The organism is Pseudomonas sp. NY8896, from assembly GCF_039634505.1.
Genome location: NZ_CP132350.1, coordinates 1,507,626 through 1,523,660, shown reverse-complemented (window position 1 = coordinate 1,523,660; position 16,035 = coordinate 1,507,626). Strand labels below are relative to the sequence as shown.

Annotated in this window: 18 protein-coding genes; 8 read left to right on the top strand and 10 right to left on the bottom strand. The window is 63.6% G+C overall.

Annotation, left to right across the window (positions count from 1 at the left end; all coding sequences use genetic code 11):
* Nucleotides 1-20: 20 nt before the first annotated feature.
* Genes Q9451_RS06780 through Q9451_RS06760 form a run of 5 tightly spaced genes read right to left on the bottom strand, consistent with a single transcriptional unit; the run spans nt 21 to nt 3,783 of the window.
* Nucleotides 21-1,001 carry a FecR family protein gene (locus Q9451_RS06780; protein ID WP_345960894.1) on the bottom strand — a complete coding sequence of 327 codons (981 nt, stop codon included), beginning with the start codon at nt 999-1,001 and terminating at the stop codon, nt 21-23.
* Nucleotides 998-1,573, bottom strand: coding sequence for an RNA polymerase sigma factor (locus Q9451_RS06775; protein WP_012274128.1), 576 nt, complete (start codon nt 1,571-1,573; stop codon nt 998-1,000). The genes Q9451_RS06780 and Q9451_RS06775 overlap by 4 nt, the downstream gene beginning before the upstream one ends.
* Before the next feature lie 4 nt (nt 1,574-1,577).
* Nucleotides 1,578-1,904: a DUF3325 domain-containing protein gene (locus tag Q9451_RS06770; protein WP_012274129.1), complete on the bottom strand. Its 327-nt coding sequence runs from the start codon at nt 1,902-1,904 to the stop codon at nt 1,578-1,580.
* Nucleotides 1,904-3,481, bottom strand: coding sequence for a PepSY-associated TM helix domain-containing protein (locus tag Q9451_RS06765; RefSeq protein ID WP_012274130.1), 1,578 nt, complete (start codon nt 3,479-3,481; stop codon nt 1,904-1,906). Before Q9451_RS06765 ends, Q9451_RS06770 begins: the two co-directional genes overlap by 1 nt.
* On the bottom strand, nt 3,478-3,783 hold the full coding sequence (locus tag Q9451_RS06760) for a DUF3649 domain-containing protein (protein WP_012274131.1): 306 nt from the start codon (nt 3,781-3,783) through the stop codon (nt 3,478-3,480). Before Q9451_RS06760 ends, Q9451_RS06765 begins: the two co-directional genes overlap by 4 nt.
* 106 nt (nt 3,784-3,889) lie before the next feature.
* Between Q9451_RS06760 and Q9451_RS06755 the strand changes: the two genes are divergently transcribed.
* From Q9451_RS06755 to Q9451_RS06735, 5 genes are all read left to right on the top strand, one after another.
* Nucleotides 3,890-4,435 (top strand): sigma-70 family RNA polymerase sigma factor, encoded by a 546-nt coding sequence (locus Q9451_RS06755; RefSeq protein WP_171577219.1) that lies wholly within the window; start codon nt 3,890-3,892, stop codon nt 4,433-4,435.
* Nucleotides 4,432-5,358, top strand: coding sequence for a FecR domain-containing protein (locus Q9451_RS06750; RefSeq protein ID WP_012274133.1), 927 nt, complete (start codon nt 4,432-4,434; stop codon nt 5,356-5,358). Before Q9451_RS06755 ends, Q9451_RS06750 begins: the two co-directional genes overlap by 4 nt.
* 89 nt (nt 5,359-5,447) lie before the next feature.
* Nucleotides 5,448-7,772 (top strand): TonB-dependent Fe(3+) dicitrate receptor FecA, encoded by a 2,325-nt coding sequence (gene fecA, locus Q9451_RS06745; RefSeq protein WP_012274134.1) that lies wholly within the window; start codon nt 5,448-5,450, stop codon nt 7,770-7,772.
* 177 nt (nt 7,773-7,949) lie between these two features.
* Entirely contained in the window at nt 7,950-8,297 is a 348-nt protein-coding gene (locus Q9451_RS06740; protein ID WP_012274135.1) for an HPF/RaiA family ribosome-associated protein, read from the top strand.
* 121 nt (nt 8,298-8,418) lie between these two features.
* A complete protein-coding gene (locus Q9451_RS06735) occupies nt 8,419-8,709 on the top strand; it encodes a DUF3509 domain-containing protein (RefSeq protein ID WP_012274136.1) in 291 nt (96 codons plus the stop codon).
* A gap of 3 nt (nt 8,710-8,712) precedes the next feature.
* Here the strand turns inward: Q9451_RS06735 and Q9451_RS06730 are convergent, their stop codons facing one another.
* A complete protein-coding gene (locus Q9451_RS06730) occupies nt 8,713-9,183 on the bottom strand; it encodes a phosphate-starvation-inducible PsiE family protein (protein WP_012274137.1) in 471 nt (156 codons plus the stop codon).
* 231 nt (nt 9,184-9,414) lie between these two features.
* Between Q9451_RS06730 and Q9451_RS06725 the strand changes: the two genes are divergently transcribed.
* Nucleotides 9,415-9,678 carry a YebG family protein gene (locus Q9451_RS06725; protein WP_012274138.1) on the top strand — a complete coding sequence of 88 codons (264 nt, stop codon included), beginning with the start codon at nt 9,415-9,417 and terminating at the stop codon, nt 9,676-9,678.
* Nucleotides 9,679-9,739: 61 nt separating this feature from the next.
* Here Q9451_RS06725 and Q9451_RS06720 read toward each other — a convergent pair whose 3' ends face one another.
* Nucleotides 9,740-10,759 carry a Glu/Leu/Phe/Val dehydrogenase dimerization domain-containing protein gene (locus Q9451_RS06720; RefSeq protein WP_012274139.1) on the bottom strand — a complete coding sequence of 340 codons (1,020 nt, stop codon included), beginning with the start codon at nt 10,757-10,759 and terminating at the stop codon, nt 9,740-9,742.
* 124 nt (nt 10,760-10,883) lie between these two features.
* On the opposite strand from Q9451_RS06720, the gene Q9451_RS06715 reads away from it, so the two are divergent.
* A complete protein-coding gene (locus Q9451_RS06715) occupies nt 10,884-11,690 on the top strand; it encodes a tetratricopeptide repeat protein (RefSeq protein ID WP_012274140.1) in 807 nt (268 codons plus the stop codon).
* Here the strand turns inward: Q9451_RS06715 and maiA are convergent.
* Genes maiA through hmgA form a run of 3 tightly spaced genes read right to left on the bottom strand, consistent with a single transcriptional unit; the run spans nt 11,684 to nt 14,926 of the window.
* Complete coding sequence (gene maiA, locus Q9451_RS06710) at nt 11,684-12,316, bottom strand: maleylacetoacetate isomerase (protein ID WP_012274141.1); 633 nt, start codon at nt 12,314-12,316, stop codon at nt 11,684-11,686. The two genes, Q9451_RS06715 and maiA, sit on opposite strands and share 7 nt — an antisense overlap.
* A gap of 12 nt (nt 12,317-12,328) precedes the next feature.
* Nucleotides 12,329-13,621 carry a fumarylacetoacetase gene (gene fahA, locus Q9451_RS06705; RefSeq protein WP_012274142.1) on the bottom strand — a complete coding sequence of 431 codons (1,293 nt, stop codon included), beginning with the start codon at nt 13,619-13,621 and terminating at the stop codon, nt 12,329-12,331.
* 3 nt (nt 13,622-13,624) lie between these two features.
* The gene (gene hmgA, locus Q9451_RS06700; RefSeq protein WP_012274143.1) at nt 13,625-14,926 is read right to left on the bottom strand and encodes a homogentisate 1,2-dioxygenase; all 1,302 of its coding nucleotides are present in this window, start codon (nt 14,924-14,926) and stop codon (nt 13,625-13,627) included.
* A gap of 174 nt (nt 14,927-15,100) precedes the next feature.
* Here hmgA and Q9451_RS06695 point away from each other — a divergent pair, with 174 nt between their 5' ends.
* Entirely contained in the window at nt 15,101-15,883 is a 783-nt protein-coding gene (locus Q9451_RS06695; protein WP_041166588.1) for an IclR family transcriptional regulator, read from the top strand.
* Nucleotides 15,884-16,035 lie beyond the last annotated feature (152 nt).

Below are 16,035 nucleotides of genomic sequence, written 5' to 3'. Positions count from 1 at the left end.
GCCGACCGCTTCGCCGACAACTACCGAATCAGGGTCAAACGCCCCAACACCGTCTGCCGCGAAAAGCCCATCACATTGCCCAACGAATCCAGCGCCAGCAACGGCTCGGCCACCGGGAAACTGCCGCTGACCTTGCGCTGCCCCAGTTCGCCATCCAGCAGCAGGATGCGCCCTGGGTAATAGCGCCCAAGGTCCTCGAGCACCTGCGCCAGCGGCACCTGGTAGTAGTTCAGCCAGCCTTCCCGCCAGGCCAGGCGGTTATCACTGTCCACCGCCAACGTGTCGCCCGCGCGCCCTGCGCGATAGGCCACCTGCTGGTTGGCAGTCAGTTCACGCACCAACGCGCCCGGAACAGGGCTAACCCCCACGCGCCCACTGCGCACCGTGACCAGCGCCCCCTCACCCTGCTCGCGCACCTCGAACTGGGTACCGAGGACTCGCACCTCGCCACCGGCAGCTTCGACCATGAAAGGCTCGCCGGTATGGGTCACCTGGAAGAAGGCTGCGCCATGCAGCAGCCGCACACGGCGCTCGCCCTGGGCGAAATCGACCGCAATGGCGCTACCTGCATCAAGCGTGATCTGCGACTGGTCAGCCAAGGTCACCTGGCGCACCTGCCCGTTATTGCTGTAGTCCGCTTGCAGGTCCTGCAACCAGTAACCCGGGTGCCAACCACCTGCAATACCTAGGGCCAGTACCATGCAGGCTGCCATCGCCAGTGCTGCCACCCGCCGCCACCGGCCACGGGGCGCTGGCCTGGCCATGGCATCGAGGTAGCGGTGCAGGGCTTGCTGTTCTTCGTCGGCCAACCGCTGCGCCGGGGCGGCACTTTTCTGCCACAGCGCCTGCGCCTGCCGGTAGGCTGCACGGTGCCCTGGGTCGGCCAACAACCAGCGCTTGAACGCCGCCCCTTCGGCTTGTGCGGGCTGCTCGTTGATGCGGCTGAGCCATTGCAGGGCGGCCTGGGATTGCGCCTCGGTGATGGGGGGCATGCTGCTCATCGACGGGCGCTCCCTGGCCGGCGTGGGGTGGGCGCGGGTTCGGCAATACTTGCCTTGCACGCTTCAAGGGCGCGCATCATATGCTTTTCCACAGCACTCTGGGACAGTTGCATGGCTTTGGCGATCTCGCCGTACTTGCAGCCGTGAATGCGGTTGAGCAAAAAGATCTGCCGGGTGCGCTCGGGCAAGGCACGCAAGGCGGCTTCGATTCGCTGCAAGTCGTGGTCGATCTCCACCGCCTGCTCCGGGGCATGGCCCATGGCCGCTTCATCCACCTGCAGAGCAACTTCGGCCACGCGTTCGCGGCTACCCTCGCTGCGCAGGTGGTCGATGGCCAGGTTACCGGCGCACCGCAGCAAGTAGGTGTCCAACGCTTCGACCTTGACCTCGGGGCGGCGCCAGAAGCGTAGAAAAAGCTCCTGGACCAGGTCCGAAGCGGTAGCTCGGCAGCCGACCCTGCGGCTGACCAGCGCCTCCATGCGCGCGCGCTGGGCCTGGAACACCTGGACGAAACGAGCACGCGCGCCTGCGCTGTCGGCGTCAGGCTCTATGCTATCGCTCTGCTCGCTCACAGCGTCACACGGCAAACACGGCAAGCAACGGGCCCAGCACCCCACTGGCGGCGGCCAGGCCCAACAGCAGGCGCGGCTGGTATGGCAGGCCAAACACCCACAGCGTCACCCCGGCCATCGTCACCGCCGTCCACTCCACCAGGCCATGAGCCCAGCCACGCAGGTGCACGCTGAGGGCCAACGACAGCATCAGCAGCAGCCAACCCACGACACGCAACAGGCGCAGCTGCCCTGGGCGCGGCTTGCGCCCAAGCAGGTCGCTAAAGTGCTTTTCCATGGCCAGGCAGAGGGCGACGAAGCCTGCAAATGCGATCAGTGCGTTACCCAGCATCAGCTCGCCTCCGCCGTTTCAGTGCTCGGCTTTTTTGCCGCACGAGCGGCGCGCTTGGCTACGGGCTTGGGGCTGCGCAGCATCTTGCTGGCCAGCCAGGCCAGGAACAGGCCAGTGCCCAGCGCAGTCAGGTCGAAGCCGGCCATGGCCCAGTCACCTTCCGGCAGTGAATGGTTCAAACCCCGGTCGGTCGTCAGGCCATTGAGCAGCGGCAACAAGGTAAAGGCCAGCGCGCCCAACGCCAGTTGCTCGCCCCAGGCTCTGCGCCCACTGCGCAAAACGGCGTGCACCAGCGACAGCCCCCAGGCGATGAAGAATGCATTGACCTCCCAGTCCGACCTGCCTTCGACACCCATGGGCATCAGCCGGTTGGCCCAGAAAAAGCCCGCCACTGCCAGTAACAGGCCGCTCATGCTGGCAATATTGAGCACCTCGACCAGGCGTAGCTCGCCTGGCATGTGCTCGCTTTTGGCGTGCTTGAGCTGGCGCTTGCCCAACCACATCACCAGCCCGGTGCCGATCACCGCAGTACCGGCCACGCCAAAGAAGAAGTACAACCAGCGCAGCCAGGGCCCGGCGAAGTTACCCATGTGCAACCCGGCGAAACTGAACGCGGTCATCATTGCCCCGCTCTCCGGCTTGCCCTGGCTCAGCAGCGCACCACTGGCGCCATCGAAAGTCCAGTTGGCGCTGCGCCGATAAGCCACGTGGTCGGCGGCCGATTGCGTGAAGGTGACGCGGGCATTGCTGTCGCCTGGGTTCTGCACCTGGATGTTGCCAATGCGCGCCCCCGGCTGCAGTGCCTGCACCTTGGCGTACAAACTCGGCAGCGCTACCAGAGGTGTAGCCACCTGGGCAGCCTTGGGCGCATCGTTACGGCCGAACAGGTCATTGAAGTATTTGTCGGTGTCATTGCCGTAACTGGCCATGATGCCTGCCGGCATCACCATGTACATGAACAGCACCAGGCTGCTGTAGCTGATCATCAGGTGAAACGGCAGCACCAATACGCCAATAGCATTGTGCCCATCCAGCCAGGAGCGCTGGCCCTTGCCCGGGCGGAAGGTGAAGAACTCCTTGAAGATCTTCTTGTGGGTGATGATGCCGGTGACCAGCCCCAGCAGCATGATGAAAGCGCAGAACGTCGACAGCCAACGGCCAAACGGATGAGGCATCTGCAGCTGGAAATGGAAGCGGTAGAAGAACTCACCACCGCGGCTGTCGCGTGCCTCCACCGGCTGGCCGGTCTGGGTATCGAGGGTTTTGCTGACAAAGCCACGCGGCCCGCCATTGGGGTCGCGGTAGCCCACGCTCAGGGCCGCTTCACGCGCATTGGGCATACGGATGAACCAGGTACCCGAATGCCCGGCATTGTCCTGCAGGTAACGTTGCGCCACCCCCAGGCTGTTGACCGGGTCCAGGGCGTGGCTGCGCACTTCGGGCTGCGACCAGTGAGTGATTTCTTCCTTGAAATACGACAGCGTGCCGGTGAGGAAGATGGCGAACAACAGCCAGCCGAAGATCAAGCCTGTCCAGGTGTGCAGCCAGGCCATGGCCTGGCGGAAGCCTTCTTTCATGGGTTCTGCATCCAGTAGGCAACGCCGCTGATCATGCCCAGCAACAGGCTTGGCGCCAGCACGCCCAACCACGCACGCCAAGCGCTGCGGCAGGCAAAGCACCAGATGAACGCCAGCAGGTAGAAGACGAACGACAGCAGCAGGCCGGTGAGCGTGGCATCCACCTTTGGCATTGGTGCCAGCAAGGCAATGCAGACGCTCGCCAGGGACGCCAGCAAGTAGCCGCCCAGCAGCGCGGCGAGGCTGCGAGAGGTCACGGCCAGGCGATAGCTGAGCGGGAGGCCGGCGGTTTTGCGCGTCATGGCGAAGGTCCGGGCGTTTTCGGGGCTGCAATAATAATGATTTCAATTCTCATAAGCAAAGCCCCAAGACGAGTGACGATTGCCGAGTAGCGCGACCGTCCATATAATGCGAACAATTCTTACTACCAGTTGCGCGATCGAGCGCCGGAGTATCACGGTGCCCAGCGCGCTCTCTTCCACGGTCGAAGGCCTTTACCACGCCCATCACAACTGGCTCACCAGCTGGTTGCGCCGCCGCCTGGGCTGCCCGCAGAGTGCCGCCGACCTGGCCCAGGACACCTACCTGCGCCTGCTGCAGGCCCGCGAAACACCGCAACTGATCGAACCTCGCGCATTTCTCGCCACCGTGGCCAAGCGTGTGTTGTGCAACCACTTCCGCCGCCAGGAGCTGGAGCGCGCTTACTTGCAGGCCCTGGCCCAAATACCGGAAGAAGTGGCACCCAGTGAGGAGCAGAAGGCGATCATCTTCGAGACCCTGCTGGAACTCGACCGCCTGCTGGACGGCCTGCCTCCATTGGTCAAACGTGCCTTCCTGTTGGCCCAGGTCGACGGCCTTGGCCAAGGCGAAATCGCCCGTGAGCTGGGCATTTCCCTGGCCACGGTAAAACGCTACCTGAGCAAGGCAGCCATGCGCTGTTACTTTGCCCTGTGAACGCCTCGTTCTCTGCGCAGGTTGCGGAGCAGGCCGTGCACTGGCTGATCGAATCTCAGGGCGATGACTTCGGCCAGGTACAGCAACTGGCGCTTGAGCATTGGCTCCAGGCCAACCAGGAGCACCAGCGAGCCTGGGCCCATATCCAGCAGGTCAACCAGCGGCTGCGCGGTGTGTCGTCGCCCGTGGTGCATGCAACGCTGCAAGCCCCGCCTTCGCCGGCCAGGCGCCGGGCACTCAAGGCGTTGCTGTTGGTCGGTGTGGCGAGTGCCACCGGGCTTGGCCTGCAACAGCACAATCCGCTGCCTGGGTTGATGGCCGACTACCGTAGCCCGCTCGGCCAGCGTCGGCGCATGCAGCTGGTTGATGGCAGCGTGCTGCAACTCAATACCCGCAGTGCCGCAGACGCGCGCTTCGACAGCCAGCAGCGACTGCTGCGTCTGTTCGAAGGTGAACTGGCGTTGCAAGTGGCCAGCGATGCACGGCCATTGCTGTTGCGCACCGCTGAAGGGGCGCTGCGCCTGGACAGCGGGCGCTTCAACGTGCGCCAGTTCGACGGTTACAGCCTGGTATCGGTATTCCAGGGGGCTGCCAGCGCGGCTGGGCAGCCACTGCGGGCCGGGCAACAGGCCCGCTTCACCGGCGCCTGGCGATCGGTGACGCCGCTCGACCCTAATGTCGGGGCCTGGGTAGACGGCATGCTGGTGGCGTCGCAGATGCGCCTGGCGGACTTTCTTGCCGAACTTGGGCGCTATCGCCATGGGCAGTTGGGGTGTAGCGAGCAGGTTGCCGACTTGCGTATTTCTGGATCGTATCCGCTGGATGACAGTGAACGCATCCTGCAGATGCTGGAGGTGGCGCTACCGGTGCGGGTGCGACGGTTCACCCGGTACTGGGTGACGGTCGAGCCGAAGATCGGGTAGAGCCGTACGTACATTTTTTCAATCAAGTGAGCCATTTTTCCAACTTCGCGTGACAGACATGGCAGAACCCCTCTTTCAGGACCCGACCCATGCCGTTGCGCCACAGCCCGTTCGTCCACGCCCTGCTGTTCACCACCACCCTCGGCCTGGCCACGCCTGCCGCCTATGCCGAAACCCGCAGCTACCATATCGCCGCCGGCTCGCTTGAAGACGCCCTCAACCAGTTTGGCCGCGAAAGCGGGGCGCTGATCTCGTTCGGCTCGCAACTGACCCAAGGCATCCACACTCAAGGCCTGGACGGCCAGTACGACGTGCGACAGGGCCTCGATGCACTGCTGCGCGGCAGCGGCCTGCAGGTGCGGCAGGAAACCGACAACGCCTTCAGCCTGCAGCCCATCGATACCCCCGCTGCGGGTGCGCCGGTCGAGCTCGGTGCGTCCACCGTGGTCGGCGACTGGCTGGCCGAGGCCCAGCAGGACAATGTGTTCGAGCACCCCGGTGCCCGCGACGTAGTGCGTCGCGAGGAATTCGAGCGCAACGGCGCCACCACCGCTCGCGAAGTGCTCAACCGTATCCCCGGTGTCAACGCCCCCGACAACAACGGCACCGGTAGCCACGACCTGGCGCTGAACTTCGGCATCCGTGGCCTCAACCCACGCCTGGCATCGCGCTCCACCGTGCTGATGGACGGCATCCCGGTGCCCTTCGCCCCGTACGGCCAGCCGCAGCTGTCGCTGGCACCACTGAGCATGGGCAACATGGACGCCGTGGATGTGGTGCGCGGTGGCGGCGCGGTGCGCTACGGCCCGCAGAACGTTGGCGGCATCGTCAACTTCGTCACTCGGGCGATCCCTGAACAGGCCACGTTCAAGGCCGCCATGCAGAACCAGATCAGCCCGTCTTCCAGCCACGATGGCTTCAAGAACAGCGCCAACCTGCTGGTCGGCGGCACCAATGCCAACGGCCTGGGCGGCGCCCTGCTGTATTCTGGCACCCGTGGCGGTGACTGGCGCGAACACAGCGACACGCAAATCGACGACCTGATCCTCAAGGGCAAGCTGCAACTGGACGAAGCCAACAGCCTGCACGCCATGGCCCAGTACTACGAGGGTGAAGCCGACATGCCCGGCGGCCTGAGCACTGCCGATTTCGCTGCCGACCCGTACCAGTCGACGCGCCTGAAGGACAAGTTCTGGGGCCGCCGCACCCTGTTCAACTTCGGCTACGACTACAAGCAGGACGACCGCCAGTTCAGCGTCAACAGCTTCTTCACCAAGACCCTGCGCAGCGGTTACCTGGACCAGGGCAGCTTCGTCTCGCTGTCGCCACGCGAGTACTGGGTACGCGGCATCGAAACCCGCTTCTCGCAGGGCCTGGCCCTTGGCGACAGCTGGCACGAGCTGGGCATCGGCTACCGTTACGTCAACGAAGCCGGCCACGAACTGCGCTTCCGCGAGCCGGTCAATGGCAGCCTGCCGACCACCGCCAGCCGCAATGACCGCGACACCCGTGGCAGCACCGAAGCCCACGCCATCTACCTGGATGACCGCATCGACATCGGCCGCTGGACCATCACCCCCGGTGTGCGCTACGAGATGATCGACTCCGAGCAAAGCAACAAGCTCAACGGCCAGCGCTACCAAGGCAGCTACAACACCGCGCTGCCGGCGCTGAACGTGATGTACCACCTGACCGACAGCTGGAACTTGTACGCCAACACCGAGGGCTCGTTCGGCAGCGTGCAGTACAGCCAGATGCCCAACCGGGTCAGTAGCGGCGAAGTGAAACCGGAAAAGGCGCGCACCTGGGAAGTGGGTACCCGTTATGACAATGGTGACCTGCAGGCCGAGATTGGCGCGTTCCTGATCAACTTCGACAACCAGTACGAAAGCAACCAGACCAACGACTCGGTGATCGCCCGCGGCGAAACTCGCCACCAGGGCATCGAGACCAGCGTGCGCTACGCGCTCGACGGCCTGAGCCCCGCCCTGGCCGGTTTCGATGTGCATGCCAGCTATGCGTTCGTCGACGCCACTATCCGCGAGGACGGGCCGAACAAAGGCAACCAGGTGCCGTTCTCGTCACGCCACAAGGGCAACCTGGGCGTGGGCTACACCGATGGCCCTTGGCAGCTGAACCTGGACGGCAGCTTCCAGAGCAGCCAGTACGCAGACAACGCCAACACCAGCACCGAAAGCGCCGACGGCAGCACCGGGCGCATTCCGGGCTACATGCTGGTCAGCACCCGCGCCGGGTACGACTTTGGCCCGCAGCTGTCGAACCTGAAAGTGGCGGTTGGGGTGAAGAATCTGTTCAACCGCGAGTACTACACGCGCTCTTACGATGACAACAACAAAGGGAAGTACGTGGGTGAGCCGCGTACCTTGTATGTGCAGACGTCGGTGGAATTCTGATCGACTGCAAATGGGGGGCCGCTTTGCCGCCCCATTTGCAACAAGACATTTATTTTCAAAAAGGGCTTGAATTCGTTTCGTGGTTGCCTGACCTTAGAGTCAAGAGGCGCAGAAATTCCAAGGGTCTCAAGGGCCTAGGCGCGCCTCCATGCGAGCAAGCTGAATAAGGATTGAATCATGCAAATCCAGGTCAACAGCAGCAACCATTTCGAAGGCAATGCCCGGCTTGATCAGTGGGTCCGCAGCACACTGCAGAACTCGCTGGAACGTTACGAAGAAGACCTCACCCGCATCGAGGTTCACCTGCGCGACGAGAACGGCGCCAAGCCCGGACCGCATGACAAACGCTGCCAGATGGAGGCTCGCCCCAAAGGCCACCAACCGATTTCGGTGACCCACACCGCCACGTCGCTGGACCAGGCAGTGGACGGTGCAGCCACCAAGCTCAGCCACGCGCTGGAACACTTCTACGGCAAGCTGCGCAGCAAGCGCGGCGCCCTGGAACTGAGTGACCCAGACGCCTGATTGGCAATGCAAAACGCCCGGCCTAGAGCCGGGCGTTTTTATTTGCAGCGATCAACGGCACTGAACCAACCCGCCGTTTTGCCAGTCAACTTCTGCACTCATTCGCTGCAGAAGCCTGAACATGAACAACCCATTCGAACTCATCAGTGCCGCATTTGCCCCCGAATACCGGGTCAACCTGAGCATCGAAAACCTCGATGGCAGCATCATGCTGACCCTGTCCGACGACGCAGGCGTGGTCGCCAAGCGCCTCATCACCCAGGCCCAGCGCAACGACCCGGTGCGCCTGCAACGGGTAATCGACAGCATCCGCCTGGGCCTGGCCATCGAACTCAGCCAGAACCCCATGCAGGTGCTGGCCGCATTGACCCGCGATGCCCGCCACCACCCACGCCATGTCGTGGCCAACTGAAGGCTACTTGCCCTCCTCCACTTCCTTGCCGTTGGCATCCAGCACCTTGGTCGAGGGGTAGCGGTACGAGGCGTAGCGCACCACCAGAATCGAGAAGGCCAGCAACAAGATGCCGCCGCACAGGTACAACAGCCCTTCGTCCGGCGCCTTGTGGTGCGAGACATCGCCGATCAGCAGACGGGTCAGCGCGGTAATCGCCACGTACAACAGGAAGCGGATCGGCATGTGGTTGGTCTTGAAGTAGATACCGACCATCGCCCCCAGCTCCAGGTAGATGAACAGCAGCAGGATGTCATCGACACTGACCCCACCCTTGCCAAGCATGTCCAGGAAGGTCACCACTGCCGCATAGGCGGTAATCGCGCCAATGCCGAACAGCGCCAGGTAATGGAAGGCCTCGACGCACAGGTTGCCCAGCGAGTCCGCCGAGCCGTGCAGGCCCTTGCGCAGCTTTTCTGCCCACTTGATGTTCACGATGTTCCATTCCCCGATACGTCTTTAAGGATGATGCGTCACCGATGTGACGCTTGTGCCATGCAGTTAAAGGGCCAGGCCCTTGGCTTGGAAGGCGACCGATTGCCGCAAGGCACCTGTGTACTAGGCTTTTGCCGTGAGAATCTGGTTGCGTGGTGATGGCAAATGCCATTACTGTATATAGATACAGTAACCAGCAACACAACCAGCAAAAAGGCATAGAGGTGATGAATGGCCGTCGAAGTGGTGTACCGCAGCAGCCGCGACCCGGAGCGCTTGTTCATGGATAAGGCCGAAGCAGACCGTCACGACAAGATGCTCGAACTGGCCGAGCGCCTGGCCGAAGTGCTGCACAAGGCAGTGCCGTCGCTGAGCGAGCAACAGGTCGAGGAAGCCGGTATCTACATGGCCAAGAACCGCGATGTGTTCGCTCGGGCCTTCAAAAGCCAGCCGGATGCCCTGGCCGAGTTGCTAGAGGGTGGCGCTGCCGAGTGATAGCGACGTTGCTGCTTCGCGGGTAAACCCGCGAAGAGGCCAGTAGAGCCAACATCAACAGTCAGCCGTAGAGCAACCGCTCCGCCAACATCTGCGCCACCCGCGCCGGCGAACGTTTTTCCGCCTGCGCATGGCCAAACACTTCGGTCAGCCGTGACGGTATCCGCGCCAGGTGCGCGGTGATGGTGCCCAGGTCCTCGCCACGATGGGTCAGCGCCACGTAGATCAGCCCACCGGCATTGATAACGTAGTCAGGCGCATACAGTATCCCCCGCGACTCCAGCTGGTCTGCCACCTGCAAGGTGGTCAGCTGGTTGTTGGCCGCCCCCGCCACTGCCGCGCAACGCAGTTGCATCACGCTCTGCCCGTTCAGCACCGGCCCCACACCGCAGGGGGCGAAGATGTCGCAAGGGGTACTGATCAGTGCATCGTTGGTCACAGGCTTGGCATCGAACTGTTCCATCGCCAGCCGCACCCGCCCGGGGTCCAGGTCGCTGACCAGCAGTTCCGCGCCCACCGCATGCAGTTGCTCGGCCAGTGCATAACCGACATTACCCAACCCCTGCACCGCCACCCGCAGGCCCCTGAGGTCATCGCTGCCCAGGCGGAACGAGGTCGTGGCGCGGATGCCAGCGAACACCCCCATCGCCGCATGCGGCGAAGGGTCGCCCGAGGCAGTGGTGCTGGTCACATGGGGAGTACTCTGGGCGATGCAGTCCATGTCCAGGGTCGAGGTGCCGCTGTCCACGGCGATGATGAAGCGCCCATGCAAGGTATCGATGAAGCGGCCAAAGGCCTCGAACAGCGCGGCACGGTTTTCCACGTGCGGGTTGCGCATGATCACCGCCTTGCCGCCACCTAGCGGCAAGCCGGCCAATGCCGCCTTGTAGCTCATGCCTTGGGCCAGGCGAATGGCGTCGGTCATGGCACTTTCGTCATCGGCGTAAGGCAGGTAGCGGCAACCGCCCATGGCCGGGCCCAGGTGCTCACTGTGGATCGCCACCACCGCCTTAAGGCCCGTAGGTGGGTCGTTGAACAAATGCAGTGACTGGGTCCGGGTACTTTGCATCAGTGCGAACATCGACAGGCTCCCCCACGAGGTGCTCCTTCCAGTATAGGCACGGCCCCGGCATTGACGCCGCTGCCGGACCACTGGACGAAACCACGCGTCACAGCTAATACTCAAACGTGTGTGGAGATGCCCCATGAAGCCACGTCAAGCCTGCCTGGCCTGCCTGGAACGCGAGCCTGTCGCCCTGCTGGAAGCCGCATTGTGGATTGCCGCCGAGCACGATCGTAGTGTCGAGCCCGCGGCCAGCCTTGCCACCCTGAACGAGCTGCAGCGCGAGATAAGCGCCAACCTGCCGATGCTGCCAGTGTGCGAACTGGCCCAGCCACTGCTGCGCCAACTGATTGCGCTGGGCTTTCAGCAGGATGAATACCACCCGTTACGCCCGCATGCGGCGATGATGGACAAAGTACTGCAGCGCCGCCGCGGCCAACCGCTGACCCTGGCCATTCTTTCCCTGGAGCTGGCCCGGCGCTTGTCCATACCGCTGGAGGGCGTGGGCTTTCCTGGCCATTTCCTGCTGCGCGTGCCGGGTGCCGACCACCTGCTCGACCCCTGTGGCGGTCGGCGCTTGTACCCGAGTGACTGCCGCGAACTGCTGGCACGCCAGTTTGGCCCACATGTGGCGCTGACGGCAGAGCACATGCGCAGCGCTACGCCGCTGCAGATGCTGCAACGCCTGTCGCGCAACCTGCGTCAACTGCACATCAGCAACGATGACCACCTGGCCGCGCTGATCGACGCCGAGCGGGTCATGCAGTTGGGCCCGGTGCAAGTCAGCGATTACGTGACCCGCGCTTCGCTCTACCAACAACTGGATTGCCCGCAGGCCGAGCGCTTCGACCTGGAGCATGCGTTGCTGCTGACGGAAGACCCGGTCCAGCGCCTGAAGCTGTCCGAGCGAATCGGCAAGCTTCCGGCGGCGAACCGTTCACTTCACTGAGCCGGGCTGTCCGGCTGCTGGGCGGGGTGGGCCTTGGCGAACGCCGGGTGCGCGGCCGCCAGTGCGGCAACCCGCAGGATGCGCGGGAAGCTGTCGAGGTCGATGTTGAAGCGCTCGGCCGCATACAACTGCGGGATCAGGTACACATCCGCCAACCCAGGCGTATCGCCAAAGCAGAAGCCGTGATCGCCAATCAGTCGCTCCACTGCTGCCAGCCCCTGGCTTATCCAGTGACCGATCCACTGATTGACCTGCCCTTCGTCCTGACCCGCCTGGCGCAGCCGGTTGAGCACGCTGACGTTGTGCAACGGGTGAATGTCGCAGCCGATGATTGCCGCCACACCACGCACCTTTGCCCTTTCCACGGCCGTGGTCGGTAGCAACGCAGGTTGTGGATAAACCTCTTCCAGGTACTCGATGATGGCTGGCGACTGCACCAGCAACTCACCGCCGTCAGTGCGCAAGGCTGGCACGCGGCCCTGCGGGTTGACGGCGGTATAGTCCGCACCGCGCTGCTCCCCCTGCAGCAGGTTGACTGGCAGGGACTGGTAAGCCAGCCCCTTCAATGCCAAGGCAATGCGCACCCGGTAGGACGAGGTGGAACGGTAATAGGTGTACAGCTCCATGCCCCTGCCTCCTTAGTTGGCCGCGATGACCGTGCCACGGCATTCGCCGAAGCCGATGCTGGCTACGCCGTCACGCGTGCAGCGGGCACGCAGGATAATTTCGTCGCCGTCTTCGAGGAACTTGCGCACCTCGCCGCTGGCCAGCTCAATCGGCAGCTTGCCGCCTTCGGTGATCTCCAGCAGGCTGCCGAACGAACCCGGCGTAGCACCCGACAGCGTGCCCGAACCGAACAGGTCGCCCGGCTGCAGCTGGCAGCCGTTGACGCTGTGGTGCGCCACCAACTGCGCCACGGTCCAGTACATGCTGCGGGTGTTGCTCAGGGTCAGGCGGTGCGGGGCAACACCTTGCTCGCGCATGCGCTCGGTCAGCAGCAACACTTCGAGTTCAATATCGAATGCACCGGCGGCCTGGTCACGCTTGTCCAGCAGGTACGACAGCGGCTGCGGGTCGCCTTCCGGGCGTGCAGGCTGGGCGCAGCGGAACGGCTCCAGCGCTTCGGCGGTAACCACCCAGGGCGATATGCTGGTGATGAAACTCTTGGACAGGAACGGCCCCAATGGCTGGTATTCCCATGCCTGGATATCGCGCGCCGACCAGTCGTTGAGCAGGCACAGGCCCGCTACGTGTTCGGCGGCATCGCCAACCGGGATCGCCTGGCCCATGTCATTGCCCTGGCCAATCCAGATGCCCAGTTCCAGTTCGTAGTCCAGGCGTGCGCATGGGCCGAAACTTGGCTCGGTGTGCCCAGCCGGGAGGGTCTGGCCTTTTGGCCGGCGTACATCGGTGCCGGACGGGCGAATGGTCGAGGCACGGCCGTGATAACCGATCGGCACATATTTGTAGTTGGGCAGCAGCGGGTTGTCGGGGCGGAAAAGCTTGCCCACGTTCTTGGCGTGCTCGATGCCTACGTAGAAGTCGGTGTAGTCCCCGACCTGCGCTGGCACATGCAGTTGGCAGTCGCTGGCTGGATACAGTGCCGGCTGCAGAGCAGCCTGGTGCTCGCTGTGCTCGCCAAGCAGCACCTGCAGACGCTCGCGCAGGGCGACACGGGCGCTGCGGCCCAATGCGAAGTAAGCGTTCAGTGCCCCACCCCGAGTAGCCTCGACGGCGGCCTTGGCTTCCCCCGCGAACAGGCCGGCGGCCAACACCGCTTCCAGGTCGAGGATCGCGTCGCCGATGGCCACGCCACAGCGCCGGGCTTCACCCGGCCGGCTGAAGATGCCCAATGGCAGGTTCTGCAGCGGGAAGTCGCTGTGCCCGTTGGCGTGCTCGACCCAGCTACGGGCATTGGCAGTGTGGTTCATCGGTTATCTCCGGTTCGGGTTGAAGGTGCTTGGCAAGGTTGCCCAGCAACTATCGTAGTCGGCCTGCAATTGCGGGCATTCAAGGGCTTGCAGGCTCGGGCGCAGCACCTGGCTGGTCTCGAACATGAAGGCCATGGTGTTGTCGATCTTGTGCGGCGCCAGGTCGGCGGCAATGGCTTTTTCGCAGGTTTCGGCGTCGGGGCCGTGGGCGCTCATCACGCCGTGCAGCGAGGCACCGCCAGGCAGGAAGCCCTCGGCCTTGGCGTCGTAGGCACCATTGATCAAGCCCATGAACTCGTTCATCAGGTTGCGGTGGAACCATGGCGGGCGGAAGGTGTTCTCGGCCACCATCCAGCGTGGCGGGAAGATCACGAAGTCCATGTTGGCCAGGCCATGCACGCTGGTCGGCGAGGTCAGCACGGTAAAGATCGAAGGGTCCGGGTGGTCGAAACTGACCGTGCCGATGGTATTGAAGCGGCGCAGGTCGTATTTGTACGGCACGTTGCTGCCGTGCCAGGCCACCACGTCCAGCGGCGAGTGCTGCAGCTCGCAAGCCCAGTGTTCGCCCAGGAATTTCTGCACCAGTTGCACCGGCGCTTCGGCCTCTTCGTAGTGCGCCACCGGGGTGAGGAAATCGCGTGGGTTGGCCAGGCCATTGCTGCCGATCGGGCCCAGGTCTGGAATACGCAGCGGCGCGCCGTGGTTTTCGGCGATGTAGCCACGGGCCTGGCCGTCGAGCAGTTCCACACGGAACTTCATGCCACGCGGGATCACCGCAATTTCAAGCGGCTCGACTTCCATTACGCCCAGTTCAGTGGCAATGCGCAGGCGGCCCTGTTCCGGTACCAGCAAAAGTTCACCGTCGGCGTTGAAGAACACCCGCTCCATGGAACGGTTGGCGCGGTAGATGTAGATGCTCACGCCAGCCGGTTTTTCCGCTGCGGCGTTGGCCACCATGGGCAACCAGCCCTCGATGAAATCGGTCGGTTCGGCGGGAATCGGCTGTGGGCTCCAACGCAGGCGGTTGGGGTTGATGCCCCCCAGCGGCCCGCTCAGCGGCTGACGCGCCAGGCGCTCGAAACGAGGGTGCAAGGCAGACGGGCGAATGCGATACAGCCAGGTGCGACGCAGCTCGCTGCGGGCCATGGTGAACGCCGTGCCCGAGAGCAGCTCGGCATACAGCCCATAGGGTGCCTTCTGTGGCGAGTTCTGCCCGACCGGCAAGGCCCCTGGCAGCGCTTCGCTGGCAAACTCGTTGCCGAAGCCGCTGAGGTAGTGAAGGTCGGGTGAGGTGTCGCGATTCATCGATGCCTCCGGGCTCTGGCCGAGCCGTTGCGGGCAGCTGGCTGCTGGCCCGATGTGGGGTGGCAGCGCGTCTGCATTGTTTTTATCGTAATCAGATTACGAATAACGTAATTTGCTCCACGCATGGCGTCAAGCTATAAAGGCCCGACTTGAAGAATCCAGAAGAAGATGTCCATGACCAAAGCCAGCTCCCCCGCCGACAACGGCAAGCAGAAAGTCCGCTCGGCGGAGGTCGGCACCGACATCCTCAAGGCCCTTGCCGAGTTGTCCCCGTCCACCTCGCTGTCACGCCTGGCGGAACATGTGCAAATGCCGGCAAGCAAAGTGCACCGTTACCTGCAAGCGCTGATCGCCAGCGGCTTTGCCGAACAGGATGCCGCCACCAACCATTACGGCCTGGGACGCGAGGCATTGCGGGTGGGGCTGGCGGCGCTGGGCAGCATCGATGTGCTGAAAACTGCCGCACTGCCGCTGTCGCAACTGCGCGACGAACTTAACGAGAGCTGCTTCATTGCCGTGTGGGGCAACCAGGGCGCGACCGTGGTCAGCATTGAACCGGCGGTGCGTGCAGTTACCGTGGTGACGCAGATGGGCTCGGTGCTGCCGCTGCTCACCTCCTCCACCGGCCTGGTGTTCGCCGCCTACCTGCCCGAGCGCGAAACCGTCGAGTTGCGTGACCGCGAACTGGCCGCCCTGCAGCACCACGCCGATGATTACCAGCCGGTGCTGGCAGGCATTCGCGAACGTGGCCTGCACCATGTGCACGGCCTGCTGATGCCGGGCGTGGATGCCCTTTCGGCGCCGGTGTTCAATGCCATGGGGCAGGTGGCGGCGGTGATGACCGTGGTCGGGCCGACTTCGATCTTCCACGCCGACGAACATGGCCCAGCGGCGCAACGGCTACTGGCGGCAGCGCGGGAAACCAGCTGGCGCATGGGCTATTCTCCCGCTACCTGAGCGCTAGCGACACTATTGCCCGATACGTAAAGGTGAATGTCATAAGCAGCTATTTTTCCCAGCGGATCAAGCGCTTATTCTTAACTCACTGGCCGGCATGAAGGGCTCTCCCCCCCGCCTTTCAGGCCTGCGAGGTTCACCGACGTAGATTT

What these genes read in the sequence shown, in the direction of transcription:
- Q9451_RS06740 (WP_012274135.1), top strand. Translation starts at nt 7,950, where the DNA reads ATGCAAATCCAGGTCAACAGCAGCAACCATTTCGAAGGCAATGCCCGG.
- Q9451_RS06725 (WP_012274138.1), top strand. Translation starts at nt 9,415, where the DNA reads ATGGCCGTCGAAGTGGTGTACCGCAGCAGCCGCGACCCGGAGCGCTTG.
- fecA (WP_012274134.1), top strand. Translation starts at nt 5,448, where the DNA reads ATGCCGTTGCGCCACAGCCCGTTCGTCCACGCCCTGCTGTTCACCACC.
- Q9451_RS06760 (WP_012274131.1), bottom strand. Translation starts at nt 3,783, where the DNA reads ATGACGCGCAAAACCGCCGGCCTCCCGCTCAGCTATCGCCTGGCCGTG.
- Q9451_RS06770 (WP_012274129.1), bottom strand. Translation starts at nt 1,904, where the DNA reads ATGCTGGGTAACGCACTGATCGCATTTGCAGGCTTCGTCGCCCTCTGC.
- fahA (WP_012274142.1), bottom strand. Translation starts at nt 13,621, where the DNA reads ATGAACCACACTGCCAATGCCCGTAGCTGGGTCGAGCACGCCAACGGG.
- Q9451_RS06695 (WP_041166588.1), top strand. Translation starts at nt 15,101, where the DNA reads ATGACCAAAGCCAGCTCCCCCGCCGACAACGGCAAGCAGAAAGTCCGC.
- Q9451_RS06780 (WP_345960894.1), bottom strand. Translation starts at nt 1,001, where the DNA reads ATGAGCAGCATGCCCCCCATCACCGAGGCGCAATCCCAGGCCGCCCTG.
- maiA (WP_012274141.1), bottom strand. Translation starts at nt 12,316, where the DNA reads ATGGAGCTGTACACCTATTACCGTTCCACCTCGTCCTACCGGGTGCGC.
- Q9451_RS06735 (WP_012274136.1), top strand. Translation starts at nt 8,419, where the DNA reads ATGAACAACCCATTCGAACTCATCAGTGCCGCATTTGCCCCCGAATAC.
- hmgA (WP_012274143.1), bottom strand. Translation starts at nt 14,926, where the DNA reads ATGAATCGCGACACCTCACCCGACCTTCACTACCTCAGCGGCTTCGGC.
- Q9451_RS06755 (WP_171577219.1), top strand. Translation starts at nt 3,890, where the DNA reads ATGCGAACAATTCTTACTACCAGTTGCGCGATCGAGCGCCGGAGTATC.
- Q9451_RS06715 (WP_012274140.1), top strand. Translation starts at nt 10,884, where the DNA reads ATGAAGCCACGTCAAGCCTGCCTGGCCTGCCTGGAACGCGAGCCTGTC.
- Q9451_RS06765 (WP_012274130.1), bottom strand. Translation starts at nt 3,481, where the DNA reads ATGAAAGAAGGCTTCCGCCAGGCCATGGCCTGGCTGCACACCTGGACA.
- Q9451_RS06720 (WP_012274139.1), bottom strand. Translation starts at nt 10,759, where the DNA reads ATGTTCGCACTGATGCAAAGTACCCGGACCCAGTCACTGCATTTGTTC.